Here is a 15,114-nt window from a genome sequence, read left to right as displayed (position 1 = left end):
AATCGCTTATAATATTTTAATTTTTGTTGTTAAGCGTGTTATAATTTAATTCATGACGTTGCGGATGAGTTTTTTACAATTTTATTCTATACAGGGTAACATTTTTCTAATTGAATTGATATGATCATATAAATCATAAAATTTTCATATCATGAAAAAAAACAATTTTAAAAAACTAGAATTAAGTAAAAAGGCGGTAGCACAGTTAAGAGGAGGTTTGGCACACCCAATGGGTGAGTACAAAGAACGAGTAAAATGGTATGTAGGGACAAGAAATACATGTCAATGCGAAACCATTGCTGAGCCATGTTAAATGAAAAAGGCGGACTTAGGTCCGCCTTTTTTTACAAAGTTGTTTTCATTGATTTAAAGTGTTGACTTAGGATAAAGGGATTCGTAAATTAATACTATTTATTACCTAATCACTTCGGCTTTAATAAAAATGTTTTCTTTTGGCCATTCGCTACCATCAACAGGCACTTGTGATATTTTATCAGCTACATTCATACCTTTTACTACTCTACCAAATATAGTATGCTCACCATCTAAATGATGTGCACCTTTTTTGGCAAGAACAATAAAGAATTCATATGGAGTAGAGCGATTAGAAGGATTGTCGACCCATTGCTTTGATAAGGCAACTGTACCTCGAACATGTTTTAGACCTTTTATTTGTTCTTGAGGAATCGAATATTCACCAATTTCAAAACGCCTAGTAGCCATTTGTTGCCTATCACTATTACCTCCTTGAATAACAAAACCTTTGGCCACACGATAGAAAAAGGTCTCATCAAAATATTTTTCTTTTACTAAATAGATGAAATTGGCTCTATGAATTGGAGTTTTTTTGTATAACTTAATATCAATATCACCGTAACGCGTTTTTATCCTCACTAAAGTTTCTGGATTTGCTTTTCCGTATACTGCCATAAACTCTCTTAAATTCTCATTAGTAAGTTTAAAAGGCTCTTGATCATCATTTTTTTGACTTTTTAAACTATCTTTTTTTATAAATAAAGTTTCTGTAGTATCTTCTTTTTTATCTGAAGCTGTTTTGAAAACATTCTTTTTATTTTTTTTAGAATGTGTATCTTCACAATTAGAGAATAGAAGAAAACTAAAACAAAAGACTAAAATCGATCTGGTAAATGACATTTGAAACATTTAAAAAATTAATTCCAAAAATAAAGAAAATGTCAGTACCGGGAGACTCTTCACATTTTATTATGGCTCCAGAGATTCGTGCAAAAGAGCTAAAACGTTTAAAAATAGAAGAAAGAAACCCGAGAAATGCAGCAGTAATGATGCTTTTTTATCCAAAAGAAGCATTAACCCATATCGTATTAATTTTACGACCGCAGTATGAAGGTGTTCATTCTGGGCAAATTGCATTACCAGGAGGAAAAGTAGAAACGTACGATCGAAATTATACAGAAACTGCACTAAGAGAAACTTACGAAGAAGTTGGTGTACATACTAAAACGGTAGAAGTGCTAAAAACACTTACAAAAGTATATATACCGCCTTCAAATTTTTGGGTACACCCTTTTTTAGGTTTTACCGAAAATAGACCACAATTTGTACCTCAAGAAGAAGAAGTAGCAGAGGTAATAGAGGTTTCTTTGAACGAATTGCTGGATGATGACAATGTAGTTTTAAAGAAGTTATCCACTTCTTATGCAGAAAATATAGAAGTACCTTCCTTTAAATTAAATGGTTATACAGTTTGGGGAGCAACGGCTATGATGTTAAGTGAGCTTAAAATGTTTTTAAAGACCTCTATGGAATTATGATTTTGTATCTTTGGCAAGCTAAATACAACCTGTTTTCTACATATGGGATTATTTAAAAGAAATCCATTTGGTCATATATTGTTTTTAAAAACCTGGCTCATTCGCATTATGGGAGCCATGACTCATAGACGTTATCGTGGTTTTAATGAGCTTCAAATAGAAGGGAGTGAGATATTTAAAGACCTTCCTGATAATAACGTATTATTTGTTTCTAATCATCAAACTTATTTTGCAGATGTAGTCGCCATGTTTCATGTTTTTAATGCTAGTTTAAGTGGTCGTACAGATTCTATAAAGAACATTGGATATTTATGGAAACCGAAACTTAATCTATATTATGTTGCTGCAAAAGAAACTATGAGAGCTGGTTTACTAGCAAGAGTTTTGGCTTATGCCGGAGCTATTACTGTAGAACGTACTTGGAGAGAAAAGGGTAAGGATGTCAATCGACAAGTAAAATTGAGTGATATTACAAATATCAAAAGAGCCCTAGAAGATGGTTGGGTAATTACTTTTCCTCAAGGAACAACAAAACCGTTTAAGCCTATTCGAAAAGGAACCGCACATATTATTAGACAATACAAACCTATTGTTATTCCTATTGTTATTGATGGATTCAGAAGGTCTTTTGATAAAAAAGGAATACGAATCAAAAAGCGAGGAATACTACAATCAATGGTTATTAAAGAACCTTTGGATATTGATTATGAAAATGATTCGATAGATGATATTGTAGGTAAATTAGAATATGCAATAGAACAACATCAATCTTTCCTTAAAGTGATACCTCAAGAAGAGTTGGAAGCTGAAGAAGAGTTAAACAAAAAAAGACGCTGGGAATACTAGTATATCGCTTGTTTTTGGGCCTCTCTTTTTGTTAGCTATCTAACATTCACTATGCACTAGAACTGTTATAGTTATCTTACTGTTTTGTTAATTTTTTTATAAAAAACAAGATTGTTAGGATAATCACAACTCTGTTTTTTTATGACTTTATTGAAGCTAAAAAACTGTTTTACAGTGGTTTAATCATGTTTTTTGATTATTCTTTAATAAAGCTTATAGTTACAATATTTTTTTCCTCTTGTAAGTAAAAAAACTACCTCCGTACCAACTGGTAGTCGAGAAAAGTATATGGCAACACACTTTTTTTCTTGATCCTCACATCATATTCGGCCGAATTTATAAATGTGTAAAGTATCTAATAAGCATAATTGCTATTGATGCTAGGTTAACATTAATTTATAAAACTCAAAAAAGATGAAAAATTTAAAATTTAACGTATTTGCACTTTTGGCTATATCCCTGATAGTTGCATCCTGCAGTGACGATGACGATACCTTACCAGGTGGAGGTGAACCTACAGATTTTGTAGGGGCAGTATACGCTATGACCAATGGTGATGGGCAAATCACTGGTACCAATGTACAAGGACCAAATACAATTATAGCCTATGGAAGGAGTGAAGATGGTAGTTTAACTCCGATAGGCCCTATACTTACAGGAGGAAATGGTGGAGATTATGATGGGGGAGAAGGTTTAGACCCTCTTATTTCTGCTTACGCACTTACAAAGACAGATGATAATCAAAATTTACTTGCAGTAAATGCAGGAAGTAATACCATTACTTCATTTAATATATTAGATGATTTTTCTCTAGAAATCGCAGGTTCATCTCAATCAACAGGAGCTGTGGGGCCAAATAGTATAGCATATTCAGAACGTGATACAGATGGAGTAAAAGGAATCGTTTATGTTTCTAATATTACACGTCAGGAGTTTTTGGCAGGAGGAGAACCAGAACAACAAGGTACTGTAACCGGTTTTTGGTTATTAAATGACGGATCATTATCTCCAATAGCAGGATCTACAAGAAATTTATCTAATAGACCATCTGCATTACAGTTTTCACCTGATGGTAACTGGTTAGTGGTGGCGTCAATTAACTCTGGGGCTGCTGCTTTAGCTTCAGGAAGTGAAGACGAAATAGTAGTGTATTCCGTAAATACAGATGGAACATTATCTACAAATCAATTAAGTGGTGCTACATCTACCTTACGAGGAAATACCGAAGGAAGAAATCTTCCATCGGCAATTGGTTTTCAGATAGTAGGAAACAATTATGTGGTAGTAACAGAAGCGAGAGAATTTCAACCCGATGGAACACCTCCGGCTTTTCCCGCATTGCAAGATGGTTCTGTATCTACATGGCAAATCCAAGGAGATGGTAGTTTAACTCCTATAACATTAGACGTTAGATCTGGTGAAAATAATACGGGAAGAACAGCATGTTGGTTAGATTTTTCGGCAGATGGTAATACATTCTTTGTGTCTAATGCTATTGAAGCGGGTCTCGCTTCTTTTAGTTTTAATAACGGAGCTGTAGAGCTTATAAATCAAACTGCTGCGTCTGGTACAGGTACTGGTGGAGCAGACAATGGTCCAGATGCATTTGCTCGTACAGATGGCTGGATTGATATGTGGATTAGTGATGACGGACAATTTTTATATCAACTATACGGATTAGATGGTACTATTGGGATATATAGAGTAAATGGCGCGTCCTTAGAGTTTATTGGTGAAGAATCAGGAAATCTTCCTGATACTAACACTCAAGGAATAGTAGCTATTTAAATCAAAGGAGTGTTTTTTTACACATTGCTTTTCCTTTACATGCCAGGAGTCATTTTGTACTCCTGGCATTGTTTTTTTATTTTATTATGTCTTCATTGTTTTTTGGATAAATCAAACATCTCATTGTAGAATTTCTTTTTTGTTTTTAGAGTCAAAATTTTGATTTTGAAGTACTTTATTTAACATTCGACTGTATGGTACAGTCGTTCAGCTTTTTTTTTAGGGAAGTAAAATGTCATTAAATATCTTGATGTTATTATTAACCTTTAAATTAAATATAATGTACACACAATTTAACAAATTTAGGGTAGGAGTATTCACTTTTCTTACCATGCTCTTAATGGTATCATGTTCAAAAGATGATATTAATGAAGAAGAACTTAACCTAACCGAAGATGCGACTGAGGTAAATGCTAAGGCACATGGTTTAAAAACCCCAGCATCGGTTATGTATATCGAGGTAAATGATAATGCCATGGAAAATGCGGCCGCTTATACATTACCTAATGGAAAACCAATGATTGATATCGCTGTAATTTTTGCAGCTAATGTTAATTATAAAAATGCTTCAAGAACACATGTATTATCTATGAATGAAAATGTGAAACGAGTATTAAGAAATAAAAATACCACCATTAAACCTTTGCAAAGAAAAGGTATTAAAGTACTTCTTTCTATTTTAGGAAATCATCAGGCCGTAGGTATTGCAAATTTCCCTTCTCGTAATATGGCTAGAAAATTTGCCAGACAAGTAGCTAACGTCGTTAGAAACAATGGTCTTGATGGAGTAGATTTGGATGATGAGTTCGCAAAGTATGGTACTATTGGTGGGAGACCAGCAATAAATAGCAGATCATTTATTTGGTTATTGCAAGAATTAAGGGCAGCCATGCCAAGTAATAAAATAATTACTTACTATCGCATAGGAGAGTCTACAAGTCAAATGACTTCTGGTGGTAAAAGAGCTGGTCAATTTTTGGATTATGCTTTTCAACCGTTTTATGGTTCTTATACTAATATTTCAGTTCCTGGGCTGGGAAAAGGAAAACTAGCTGCTGCTGCTGTAGATGTTACCCGAACGGCGGCTTCTACAGCTCGAAGTTTTGCCCAAAGAACAAAAAATGATCGTTACGGAGCTTTTGTAATGTATAATTTAGACGGGGTAAATCGCGAAAGTTATCTTAACGGGATATCTCAAGGTTTATATGGTAAAAAAACCAAATTAACCGGTACACTAAAAAATTAATTGAAAACGCAATTATTATTTATAAAATAAAATTGTTGTTATATCAGTGATTTTGTTAAATGCTTATAGTTATTACTTTCTTTAAAGAGCCCAGGAGTACATCTCTTGGGTTCTTTTCTTTTTTCAAAGTTTACTTGCGTAATTGATTATTCTAGCCATTCCTTAAAATCTTTAACACGTTCCCTAGCCACAATAATTTCTTGTTCATTAAAGTGATTTAATTTTACTTGTAACCTAGAGTTTGTATAGGATATAATATCTTTAATTGCATTGATATTGATATAGAATTTTCTACTTACTCTAAAAAATTGTTGAGGGTTTAATTCATCTTCTAATGATTCTAATGTGTTGTCTATTAAGTAATTGCGATTATCTGTAGTGTGTAAGTATGTTCCTTTGTTTTCAGAATAAAAACACTCAATATCTTCTACCGCAAATATTTTGAGGTGTTGCCCAACTTTTGTAGTAAAACGTTTCTTGTATGTTCGATCCATTGGGTTTACTAAGAGTTTTTTGATATCATCAAAGTCTATTTGGATTTGTTTCTTAGTAGGTACTTGTTCTTTGTATTTGGTAATTGCTGTTTCAAGTTCATCATCATCTATTGGTTTTAATAGATAATCGATACTATTTAATTTGAAAGCTTTAAGCGCATACTCGTCATATGCTGTAGTAAATATAATAGAGCTTTTTATAGTAATGGTATCAAAAATTTCGAAAGACAACCCATCACTTAATTGAATGTCTAAAAAGATAAGATCGGGATGTTCGTTATTACTAAACCAATCGATAGATTCTTGTACAGAATGTAACATAGTATTCACCTCAATATCAAGGTCGTTTAGCATTCTGTTTAATCGCCTAGCTGCTGGTTTTTCATCTTCTATAATAATAACATTCATAATTTAACTGTATCTTAAATTTAGTTCTTTTTTTATTTTTCTTTTAATTAAAATTGATCCACTTATGCAAACAACTGCTGTTCCGAACCCTAAAAACCAAATGCCATAAGGAGCGGGAACAATGCGAGCAGACATTTCAGATACAAAAGCAGCATACAAACCTACAATACTCCAACTCATAACTTTTAAATGTTGTATGTACCAATTTTTTACCTTTTTTCTATATAACGCTGGGTACATCCCACAAACTAGGGCAAAGAGACTTATAAGAATCATAATATGAAAAATACCAAAACCTCCAAAGAGATGATAAATCCCAAAGCCTGTTAAATTCATAATTAACATCGAAACAACATAAATGTATCCAACGTTTACATGGGTTTTAGTACCCTTTGTGGTTAAAATAACATATGTTCCTGTGATTAATGAAATAATCGCAAAAATAGTATGAATAAGGCCTATGGTACTATGAATCATTATTAATCTTATTTATAGTATTGAAATTGATTCGTTATTTATTCCCACAATTGTTTTTGATCATCTTGCTCTTCGTCCATATATTTTCTAATCTTACGTTCTTCCCAATCTTTATCAAATATTGGGTTTATACGGTAGGCTTTAGCTGCGTGAAATGCGATACCGATTCCCCAGCCAAAAGCTGCCCATAAAAACCATGCATATCTCCATTCGTTTTGATAATAATTCAATCCTGCTAGAAATCCTATCACAATGATATATGATATCAGGTTATTATAGAATTTTTTTAATTCTTCTACACGGTCTTTTGCACGTTCATATCTTTTTTGTTCTTCAAAATTTTTCATGATGATTATTTTTTAAATTTCTTCGTCTTCTTCTACTAGTCTCTCTATTTTTTTCTTTTCCCATTTGTCATTAAATAGGAACGTTTTTTTGAATGCCCACAACCAATGAAATAACAATCCTATTCCCCATAAAATTGGAGTTAACACGTTACCTAACCACCAGAATTCAAAAAAATCTTTATCGTTTGGATCTGCATTAATGAATATTAAAATTTTGTGTTTAAAAAATATAATGACAATATTTAATAGGACATATACAATCAAATGAGTGTGAAAACCTTTTTCATTTTCTACTCTTTTTTTTGCTTCGTCAAAAACTTTTTGTTCTTCAATTTCTTTCATTGTAATGAATTTTGATTTTAGAAATCATCCTTATCCATAAGTTCTTTAATCTTTCGTTGTTCCCATTGTCTATTAAAAAAAATACGTTTACCAAATACAGACATACCATGAGCGAAAACACCAATTCCCCATGCTACCGGAGTAATGTATAGTTCCCATCTCAATAATGAACTTATACCATTATCTAAAACATCTGCATTAATAAGAAGTAAAGCAATATTGATAATTAAATACACCGTTAAATGGCCGTAGAACCCTTTTTCATTTTCTACTCGTTTCTTTGCTTTTTCATAGCGCTGTTGTTCAAGATTATCCATTGTGGTAGTTTTAAAGTTTTAAATCGTCGTCATTCATAATTTCTGTAATCTTATGCTCTTCCCAGCGTTTACTATATATTGTGTTTTTAAGCCATTTAATATTTCTCCTAAATGTCCAAAGGCCGTGACATAATATCCCTATACCCCATAAGAAGGGTCTAAGTGCGCTTAGCCACCAAAATGACCAATTATCTAGATATTGTTTTGATGTCAAAAAAAAGATAATGAAAGCTATATTAATTGTAATATATACTCCAACATGTACATAAAAAACTCTTTCTTCTTTTAATCTTAGTTTAGCTTGTTTATATGCTTGTTCTGTATTAAAATCAGTCATAACGTTTTCTTTTTGATGCGTCCATATATTTTTTTATTTTCCTTTTCTCCCATCCTTTACCAAATATTAAATGGTGATCAAAGGCTTCCATATAATGAAAAACAATACCAATTCCCCATCCAGCTATTGGGAAGATAACCCATGGTAAAGCAAATCCAGTGGTATTATAATTTATAAATGCTAAAAATGGAATTACTATACAGTAAGCTGAAAGGTTACCGTAAAATTCTTTAATCTTCTTTACTTGTTCCTTTGCACGTTCGTATTTAAGACTTTTAGTATGTTCTATATTTTCTAATGTTTGTGATGCTTGCATATCAGCGAATTTTATTTTTTTGGTTAATATTGGAAGCTCCGCTATAAAGGCGTTCTCCGTTTTATACACCGAGAATTTTCTTTTGGTTAATAAAGCATATCTCTGTTGCACATTTCCTAGCCCTACACCGCTACTTTGTTTAATTACTTCTTTGGGTTGTAGATTATTCTCTACGATTAAAAACCCACCTTTTTCATAGATTTTAATATGTAAAGGTTTTGAAGACATTACTACATTGTGTTTTATAGTATTTTCTAGCAAGATTTGTAACGATAATGGTACCACTCGGGCTTCGGGATTTGAAGCATTTTCAGGAATATCAAATACGATACTATCCTCAAAGCGTAATTGTACCAGGGTCATATATGTTCTTGCAAAGTTTAATTCTTCATCTACCGTAACTAACTCTTTATCTTTTTGCTCCAAAACATATCGATAAACCTTAGATAATGAAGTCGTAAACTTCTGAGCCATTTTTGGGTTTTCTTCAATCAAAGACGTTAATACATTTAAACTATTAAATAAGAAATGAGGATCCAATTGATTTTTTAAAGCTGCGAATTTTGCCGAAGCGGTTCCTGCAATTATTTTTTGCTCAGTAATTTTTTGTTTCTGAAGCTCTTTATAAAAATAGAATGCATGAAAAAACAATGTAAATATTAGCGTTATAATAAAGCCTACCATATAATAGCTTAGCCTTTCTTCCTGTATAAATTTCTCTAGAGGTTTACCATAGTAACCTACAACTAGTACGGTGCGTATTAGTGCTAAAGTAATCATGGTTAAAATAATGGATCCAATCGCTCCAAACCATAATCTTTTCTGCGGTTGTTTTTCCCAAGTATATAATATTCCTAAAAATCTAAAGAAATAAGAATTTACTGCGGCCAAGGGAAAAGCGAAGGCGAAGTGTATAATACTATCTTCTAACTCCCCTTTCCAGGTCATGGGAGTATCCAAATTGAACAGGACATCAATTACCTCTATGACAATTGCAATGATGAAACTGATTTTTGCTATTTTTAGAATACCTCCGTCTTTCATGTGTTTGGATCTTACTTTATTACTTGCAATTTTGTTGAATCCTTTTTATTTGATTCTTACCCCATTGTGGATAAAAAGGAACCTTTTTTTCTGGTTCTTTTTCAAAGTACAAGATAGCTTTTTCTACCTCAGGACAAAAAGACTTAGGATCTTTACCCCAGAATTTGGCACCCCCCATTTTCCATTCGGCATGATATAATGTAGCTCTAGGATTTTCGGGTTCATATGTTTTTGCTGTTCTATATAACTCTTCGACTTTACCTGAAAGTGTAGGACCATAAACCGAAGGATTATAAGCTACATATGCAGTGTTTAACATAGCCTCCATGATCAAAATTTCGGCATTTTCTTTTGAAAACGTTTTGGATTCATTTAAAAAATCTTGTGCTTTTTTTAATCGTGATTCAATCTCTTCAGCATCTTTTATCCCAAAGGTTGTAATGATATGTACTTGCGCGGCATAGTAATATGGCAACCAATTTTCTTTTTCGGCTTTAGCAATACGTTCAAAAAGGTTGATGGCTTCATCCGGTTTTTTAGTTTCCCATAACTCAAAAGCTTTTTTCATTCCTTTTTCATAAGCATTTTGAGCATGTATAGTATTAATTGCAAAAAATGTAAGTAATATGATTATTGTTCTCATGATGTATGTTGTTTATTTATAGTATAAAGATCCTTCGTTTTACATAGTTTTGAAATTAAAGAATACCGAAGTGTCGTTTTTTATGGATAAAATGTATTAGAGGCTAATCGATTGTATTACGGTCTTTTTTGAAACTAAAAATTTAGCATCTACCCATTTAGGAGGACCAAACCTTCCTTTTGCATTATTGCTAGTACCATATGGTTCTTTGGGGATCCCAAAAAAATTGGTATCCAATTCATTGTTGTTATTTTGATCATGATATAATGAAATAGCATATTCTCCTTCGAGAATATTTTTAAAACTGGCTTTTAAGGGTCCTTTATTGGCCTTGATTGATATTGATTTATAGGGTTTGTTTAAAAAATTACTTTCTGCATTATAAAGTCCGATCATAATAGTTCCTTCATCTGTTTGTACATTGGTAATGGTAACTTCAATACTTTGCAATGTGTTTTGAGCAGTACTGGTTATTGAAAGTACTAGAGCAAAGACGAGCACGATGTAATGTTTAGTTTTCATATGTCTTTTATTTAGAATTTATTATTGATTTTATAGATTGTCTAATTGGTTATCTTTCTTATCATCACTAATAGTCCAAAAGAAACCAACGATAAAGAATCGATCTGCATTTGGCCTAATCGGTCTTCTTGCAAAATTTCCCGAAACATCCGGAGTATTGGCATACTGATAATTAAAAACATTATCAAAACCTAATACGTTTGAAACAGAGAAGTACAAAATCTTTTGTTGGCTAATTAGATATGCCCAACTAAAGTTGAGAGAATTAAACGTTCTTGTTTTTTGATTTTGAAAAACACTTTCGTTTGGATCGTTATATGGTCTCCCTGAACCAAAATTATAGGTGGTACTTAATAGAGATTTCCAATCCCTAATCCAGTATTTAGTAACTAGAGACAAGTTGTGTTCTGCTGCAAAATTAGGAGTAGCTCTATTTGGATAATTTCTGTAATCTCTTTCGGTGTTTAAGTATGAATAACTAATCCAATATTCAAGATTTTTTATTGATTTATTATCTCTCCAGAATATATCAATACCAGTTGCGTATCCATCGCCATTATTGTTAAATACACTGTCAAATTCGGGGATTTCTGTATCAAATTTGATTAAGCTTTCATAAGATTTATAGTAACCTTCAGCTCTAAAGGTTCGTCCATTGTTTTGATATAAATAGTTTAGAATGTAATGTGATGATTTTTCGGGATCTAGAGTGGAGTTAAATTTTAATACGTTTTGTTGAGGGGCTTGATAAAAATCTCCATAGGCAAGCGATATTTGCGATTTAGACGAAGTTTTATAGGCTAGAGACACTCTAGGAGATACTTTGGTATAATCTAATAAACTGTTATGTACTCCTCTAAGACCTACTTGCATAGCAAGTTTTTTACTAAAAAACACATTTGCTTCTGTAAAGACAGCTGTACTGTTATTGTCGTAATTCGTTTTAATTGTATCGACATCTGAAACCTCTACATCTTCAGAGAAAGTATTGATAAATTGTTCTGCCCCAAAATTTAATTTAACTCTATTACTAAACCTCTTTCTTAACTTTAGTTTAAGGTGAAAACTGTTTTCGCGATCGTTCACATCCGTATTAATGATATCAATGTTGTTATAATCATTTGCATAACTAATACCAGAGGCTATGCTCCAATCATTACCGAGAGTCCCTTTATACGATGTGTTTACATATAAGTTCCGATTTTTTAAACCAAAATTTACTCCTTCGGGTACATTAATATCCTCCTGGATAAATTCGAAGTTAGAATAACTAAGTCCTCCATAAACTTTTAAAAGTCCGTTATTAAATTTGTGACGATACACAGCTTCACCCGATAATGATTCGTAAGGTTTGATCCATTCTACACGTTGTGATATAATTTCTTGATAAGGCTTTAGATTAAGATAAAAAGCGTTTAGACTTAAAGAATTCTTACCCCATTTTTGAGTGTTTCCACCTCCTAATCCGACATTAATAAATTGAAGTTCGGTTTTTTCTTGATCAGGTTCATCAATAGTATTTAATTGTAAAACACTAGATAATGCATCTCCATATTCTGCAGAGTATCCCCCGGTTGAAAAATTGGTACCCTTAAAAAGAAACGAAGAGAATCTACCTCTAGTTGGAAGATTATTGGTTGTAGCGGCAAACGGTTGAAAAACTCGTAAACCATCGATATAAATATTGGTTTCATTGGCATCTCCACCACGAACAAAAAGCCTTCCATCTTCTTCATTGTTTGATGTACCGGGTAATGTTTGTAAAGCTCCAATAAAGTCCCCATCTGCCCCGGCTGTGGTTACTATATCTAACGGAGTTAAAACAGAAGCTTTACTATTATCTCCTGCCGAAAAAGTTCCAGCGTTTAGTACTACGCTATCTAATGAGTTTACATCTTCTTTTAGCACAATTTTTAAATCAGTCATTGACGTTACATCTTGGATTAGACTATAGGTTTCGAAGGATAAAAATGATACTACCAAATTTTGTTGCCCTGTTTCTGAAGATGTAAAAGAAAAGGATCCATTCTCATCTGATGAAGCACCGTCATAGGTACCTTCTAAATATATGTTAGCACCCTGGATAGGGATGCCCGATGGGTCTGTTACCGTTCCCGTAATATCCGTTTGAGCGTGCGTAGAAAATAAAACAGAAAGAAAGATTAAGGTTAGTATTGATCTCATTTTTTTATATGTATTTGTTGATTGATAAGTCAAAAATGCCTGATCAATTAAGAAATTAAAACAAAACCTTACCGAACTGTAGAAAAAATGGAATGGATTGATACCTTTTGAAAAATAACATTAGAAACTAAGAGGGGATTTAATATTTATACATCTTCATTATGTACTAAATAACCATTAGTCTGCCAATACTTAATTATCTTATTGATTTGAATTTTAATTAAAACAATACCATTACATACATTTTAGAACTTAAACGTAGAAAAGAATAAGTGACTGGGTATTTGCAGGTTCCTTTGGGTTATTGATTAAAAATGGAGGTAACCGAAAATCCTAATATAAAGTAGGTAAATGAATTTAAATTAAAAATATGAAAACCTTAAAACCTATTTATTTCATACTACTATTAATTCTCTCTGTTTTTATAGAGTCTTGTGACACCAAAGAAGCTATTGATGATGTAGCAATCGAAGAACAGATTAGTGAACTTGACTTTAATGCTGAATCGGAGTTCTTGAATGGGAAAAGATTTGTAATTACTGATACTGGAGAAAGAATTTCTGAAGAAAAGTATATATTACAACTTGACGAATCAGTTTATGGTAGTTTTACTAAAAAATCTAAGTTGGTAAATAGTTTTTGTTTACACACGTTCTATTTTGTTTTCCTCTTTATTCTTAAAAGGACGTACGATTAGACGTGCCGCTTTATCATAATTGATGTAATTATATGTCCAATTAAAAAAAGTAACAAAACGATTTCTAAAACCTACTAAAAACCATAAGTGGATAAACATCCATACAAACCAGGCAAAGAATCCTCCAAATTTAAATTTACCAATATCTACTACTGCTTTATTTCTTCCTATTGTTGCCATTGATCCTTTATCAAAATATTGAAAAGGAACCATGGTTTTACCTTTGAGATGTAATTTTAAGTTTTTCGCCAAGTGCTTACCCTGTTGTATGGCAGGTTGCGCAACCATAGGATGTCCTTTGGGATATGTTTTAGTTTCCATAACTGAAATATCTCCAATAGCAAAAATATCCTTGTAACCTTCGATCTGGTTATATTCATTTACCTTATAACGATTTGCTCTTGGAATTAAAGAGGCTGCATTAATTCCCGAGACTGGTGCTCCTGTAACCCCTGCAGACCATATAAAAGTAGCAGTTTTTATAGTTAAATCGGTATTTGTAGTTACGATATTATCTTCATAGTTTTTTACTTGGGTATTTAAATGAATATGAACACCTAATCTTTGTAAAAATTTGGTTGCTTTTTCTGAGGCATGCTCACTCATAGGAGGAAGTACTCTAGGAGCTCCTTCGATTAAATGAATTTCCATCTCGCTAAAATCCATGTCGGGATAATCCTTGGGCAGAACATTTAGTTTTAACTCTGCGATTCCTCCTGCTAATTCGACTCCGGTAGGGCCAGCACCTGCCAAAACGAAATTTAATAACTCTTTTCTTTTGTCCAGATCTGTAGTTATAACAGCTTGCTCAAGATTTTCGAGCATTAAACTTCGCAGATTTAGAGCTTGCGGTAAGTTTTTCATCCGCATTGCATTATTCTCTATAGTGGTGTTTCCAAAAAAGTTTGTTCTAGCACCTGTAGCAATAACCAAATAATCAAAAGAGACATCACCAATATTTGTATGTACTTTTTTGGCATCTGCATCTATAGATGTTACCTCTGCCATTCTGAAAAAAGTATTTTTTGCTTTTTTCACAATTTTTCGAAGAGGATAAGCTATAGAATCAGGTTCTAAGGAAGAAGTTGAAACCTGATATAATAAGGGTTGAAATGTATGATAATTATGCCGATCTAATAGAACTAATTGGACATCTTCTTTTAATATTTTTCTTGCTAAAGCGACTCCAGCAAAACCACCGCCAATAATAACTAATCGTGGCAAATTAGTGAAAGGAATATTCATAATGTATTCTAGTTGTTGCACAAAGATAAACTCTTAAAATGATAGATTTCCTATTTTTTTGAAGAATC

18 protein-coding genes are annotated in these 15,114 nt (G+C 32.6%); 6 read left to right on the top strand and 12 right to left on the bottom strand.

Features of this window, described 5'->3' with window-relative positions; genetic code table 11:
* Nucleotides 1-151 precede the first annotated feature (151 nt).
* Nucleotides 152-313, top strand: a complete 162-nt coding sequence (locus DK508_RS21065) for a hypothetical protein (protein WP_160114616.1) — start codon at nucleotides 152-154, stop codon at nucleotides 311-313.
* 101 nt (nucleotides 314-414) lie between these two features.
* Here the strand turns inward: DK508_RS21065 and DK508_RS08545 are convergent, their stop codons facing one another.
* Nucleotides 415-1,155 carry a peptidylprolyl isomerase gene (locus DK508_RS08545; protein WP_160114615.1) on the bottom strand — a complete coding sequence of 247 codons (741 nt, stop codon included), beginning with the start codon at nucleotides 1,153-1,155 and terminating at the stop codon, nucleotides 415-417.
* Between the two features lie 38 nt (nucleotides 1,156-1,193).
* Between DK508_RS08545 and DK508_RS08540 the strand changes: the two genes are divergently transcribed.
* The 4 genes from DK508_RS08540 to DK508_RS08525 all read left to right on the top strand — a co-directional run bounded on the left by DK508_RS08540 (nucleotide 1,194) and on the right by DK508_RS08525 (nucleotide 5,673).
* The gene (locus DK508_RS08540) at nucleotides 1,194-1,793 is read left to right on the top strand and encodes a CoA pyrophosphatase (RefSeq protein WP_235016339.1); all 600 of its coding nucleotides are present in this window, start codon (nucleotides 1,194-1,196) and stop codon (nucleotides 1,791-1,793) included.
* A gap of 42 nt (nucleotides 1,794-1,835) precedes the next feature.
* Nucleotides 1,836-2,639, top strand: a complete 804-nt coding sequence (locus tag DK508_RS08535) for a 1-acyl-sn-glycerol-3-phosphate acyltransferase (protein WP_109300323.1) — start codon at nucleotides 1,836-1,838, stop codon at nucleotides 2,637-2,639.
* Between the two features lie 414 nt (nucleotides 2,640-3,053).
* A complete protein-coding gene (locus tag DK508_RS08530) occupies nucleotides 3,054-4,427 on the top strand; it encodes a beta-propeller fold lactonase family protein (RefSeq protein ID WP_109300322.1) in 1,374 nt (457 codons plus the stop codon).
* A gap of 280 nt (nucleotides 4,428-4,707) precedes the next feature.
* Nucleotides 4,708-5,673, top strand: coding sequence for an endo-beta-N-acetylglucosaminidase H (locus tag DK508_RS08525; protein WP_160114614.1), 966 nt, complete (start codon nucleotides 4,708-4,710; stop codon nucleotides 5,671-5,673).
* A gap of 146 nt (nucleotides 5,674-5,819) precedes the next feature.
* On the opposite strand, the gene DK508_RS08520 is transcribed toward DK508_RS08525, so the two are convergent.
* The 10 genes from DK508_RS08520 to DK508_RS08475 all read right to left on the bottom strand — a co-directional run bounded on the left by DK508_RS08520 (nucleotide 5,820) and on the right by DK508_RS08475 (nucleotide 13,104).
* Nucleotides 5,820-6,575, bottom strand: a complete 756-nt coding sequence (locus tag DK508_RS08520) for a LytTR family DNA-binding domain-containing protein (protein WP_109300320.1) — start codon at nucleotides 6,573-6,575, stop codon at nucleotides 5,820-5,822.
* 3 nt (nucleotides 6,576-6,578) lie between these two features.
* The gene (locus DK508_RS08515; protein ID WP_109300319.1) at nucleotides 6,579-7,052 is read right to left on the bottom strand and encodes a DUF2306 domain-containing protein; all 474 of its coding nucleotides are present in this window, start codon (nucleotides 7,050-7,052) and stop codon (nucleotides 6,579-6,581) included.
* Nucleotides 7,053-7,090: 38 nt separating this feature from the next.
* Complete coding sequence (locus DK508_RS08510) at nucleotides 7,091-7,399, bottom strand: 2TM domain-containing protein (protein WP_109300318.1); 309 nt, start codon at nucleotides 7,397-7,399, stop codon at nucleotides 7,091-7,093.
* A 12-nt stretch (nucleotides 7,400-7,411) separates the two neighbouring features.
* Nucleotides 7,412-7,741: a 2TM domain-containing protein gene (locus DK508_RS08505; protein WP_109300317.1), complete on the bottom strand. Its 330-nt coding sequence runs from the start codon at nucleotides 7,739-7,741 to the stop codon at nucleotides 7,412-7,414.
* 17 nt (nucleotides 7,742-7,758) lie between these two features.
* Nucleotides 7,759-8,058, bottom strand: a complete 300-nt coding sequence (locus DK508_RS08500; RefSeq protein ID WP_109300316.1) for a 2TM domain-containing protein — start codon at nucleotides 8,056-8,058, stop codon at nucleotides 7,759-7,761.
* A gap of 10 nt (nucleotides 8,059-8,068) precedes the next feature.
* Entirely contained in the window at nucleotides 8,069-8,395 is a 327-nt protein-coding gene (locus tag DK508_RS08495) for a 2TM domain-containing protein (RefSeq protein WP_109300315.1), read from the bottom strand.
* Entirely contained in the window at nucleotides 8,388-9,755 is a 1,368-nt protein-coding gene (locus DK508_RS08490) for a 2TM domain-containing protein (RefSeq protein ID WP_109300314.1), read from the bottom strand. The genes DK508_RS08495 and DK508_RS08490 overlap by 8 nt, the downstream gene beginning before the upstream one ends.
* Before the next feature lie 19 nt (nucleotides 9,756-9,774).
* On the bottom strand, nucleotides 9,775-10,398 hold the full coding sequence (locus tag DK508_RS08485) for a hypothetical protein (RefSeq protein ID WP_109300313.1): 624 nt from the start codon (nucleotides 10,396-10,398) through the stop codon (nucleotides 9,775-9,777).
* A gap of 96 nt (nucleotides 10,399-10,494) precedes the next feature.
* The gene (locus DK508_RS08480) at nucleotides 10,495-10,920 is read right to left on the bottom strand and encodes a DUF2141 domain-containing protein (RefSeq protein WP_109300312.1); all 426 of its coding nucleotides are present in this window, start codon (nucleotides 10,918-10,920) and stop codon (nucleotides 10,495-10,497) included.
* A gap of 30 nt (nucleotides 10,921-10,950) precedes the next feature.
* A complete protein-coding gene (locus DK508_RS08475) occupies nucleotides 10,951-13,104 on the bottom strand; it encodes a TonB-dependent receptor (protein ID WP_109300311.1) in 2,154 nt (717 codons plus the stop codon).
* Nucleotides 13,105-13,474: 370 nt separating this feature from the next.
* Between DK508_RS08475 and DK508_RS08470 the strand changes: the two genes are divergently transcribed.
* Nucleotides 13,475-13,801, top strand: coding sequence for a hypothetical protein (locus tag DK508_RS08470; protein ID WP_109300310.1), 327 nt, complete (start codon nucleotides 13,475-13,477; stop codon nucleotides 13,799-13,801).
* On the opposite strand, the gene DK508_RS08465 is transcribed toward DK508_RS08470, so the two are convergent.
* On the bottom strand, nucleotides 13,748-15,046 hold the full coding sequence (locus DK508_RS08465; RefSeq protein ID WP_109300309.1) for an NAD(P)/FAD-dependent oxidoreductase: 1,299 nt from the start codon (nucleotides 15,044-15,046) through the stop codon (nucleotides 13,748-13,750). The genes DK508_RS08470 and DK508_RS08465 overlap by 54 nt on opposite strands.
* Between the last annotated feature and the right edge of the window lie 68 nt (nucleotides 15,047-15,114).

It is taken from the genome of Aquimarina sp. AU474 (genome assembly GCF_900312815.1).
GTDB lineage: Bacteria > Bacteroidota > Bacteroidia > Flavobacteriales > Flavobacteriaceae > Aquimarina.
This window is presented reverse-complemented; position numbering and strand designations above follow the sequence as displayed.

Excerpts from the sequence above, each read along its gene's own strand:
- DK508_RS08480 (WP_109300312.1), bottom strand. The coding sequence starts at position 10,920 with ATGAAAACTAAACATTACATCGTGCTCGTCTTTGCTCTAGTACTTTCA.
- DK508_RS08500 (WP_109300316.1), bottom strand. The coding sequence starts at position 8,058 with ATGGATAATCTTGAACAACAGCGCTATGAAAAAGCAAAGAAACGAGTA.
- DK508_RS08520 (WP_109300320.1), bottom strand. The coding sequence starts at position 6,575 with ATGAATGTTATTATTATAGAAGATGAAAAACCAGCAGCTAGGCGATTA.
- DK508_RS08535 (WP_109300323.1), top strand. The coding sequence starts at position 1,836 with ATGGGATTATTTAAAAGAAATCCATTTGGTCATATATTGTTTTTAAAA.
- DK508_RS08515 (WP_109300319.1), bottom strand. The coding sequence starts at position 7,052 with ATGATTCATAGTACCATAGGCCTTATTCATACTATTTTTGCGATTATT.
- DK508_RS08485 (WP_109300313.1), bottom strand. The coding sequence starts at position 10,398 with ATGAGAACAATAATCATATTACTTACATTTTTTGCAATTAATACTATA.
- DK508_RS08530 (WP_109300322.1), top strand. The coding sequence starts at position 3,054 with ATGAAAAATTTAAAATTTAACGTATTTGCACTTTTGGCTATATCCCTG.
- DK508_RS08495 (WP_109300315.1), bottom strand. The coding sequence starts at position 8,395 with ATGACTGATTTTAATACAGAACAAGCATATAAACAAGCTAAACTAAGA.
- DK508_RS08490 (WP_109300314.1), bottom strand. The coding sequence starts at position 9,755 with ATGAAAGACGGAGGTATTCTAAAAATAGCAAAAATCAGTTTCATCATT.
- DK508_RS08510 (WP_109300318.1), bottom strand. The coding sequence starts at position 7,399 with ATGAAAAATTTTGAAGAACAAAAAAGATATGAACGTGCAAAAGACCGT.
- DK508_RS08505 (WP_109300317.1), bottom strand. The coding sequence starts at position 7,741 with ATGAAAGAAATTGAAGAACAAAAAGTTTTTGACGAAGCAAAAAAAAGA.
- DK508_RS21065 (WP_160114616.1), top strand. The coding sequence starts at position 152 with ATGAAAAAAAACAATTTTAAAAAACTAGAATTAAGTAAAAAGGCGGTA.
- DK508_RS08525 (WP_160114614.1), top strand. The coding sequence starts at position 4,708 with ATGTACACACAATTTAACAAATTTAGGGTAGGAGTATTCACTTTTCTT.
- DK508_RS08465 (WP_109300309.1), bottom strand. The coding sequence starts at position 15,046 with ATGAATATTCCTTTCACTAATTTGCCACGATTAGTTATTATTGGCGGT.
- DK508_RS08540 (WP_235016339.1), top strand. The coding sequence starts at position 1,194 with ATGTCAGTACCGGGAGACTCTTCACATTTTATTATGGCTCCAGAGATT.
- DK508_RS08545 (WP_160114615.1), bottom strand. The coding sequence starts at position 1,155 with ATGTCATTTACCAGATCGATTTTAGTCTTTTGTTTTAGTTTTCTTCTA.
- DK508_RS08475 (WP_109300311.1), bottom strand. The coding sequence starts at position 13,104 with ATGAGATCAATACTAACCTTAATCTTTCTTTCTGTTTTATTTTCTACG.
- DK508_RS08470 (WP_109300310.1), top strand. The coding sequence starts at position 13,475 with ATGAAAACCTTAAAACCTATTTATTTCATACTACTATTAATTCTCTCT.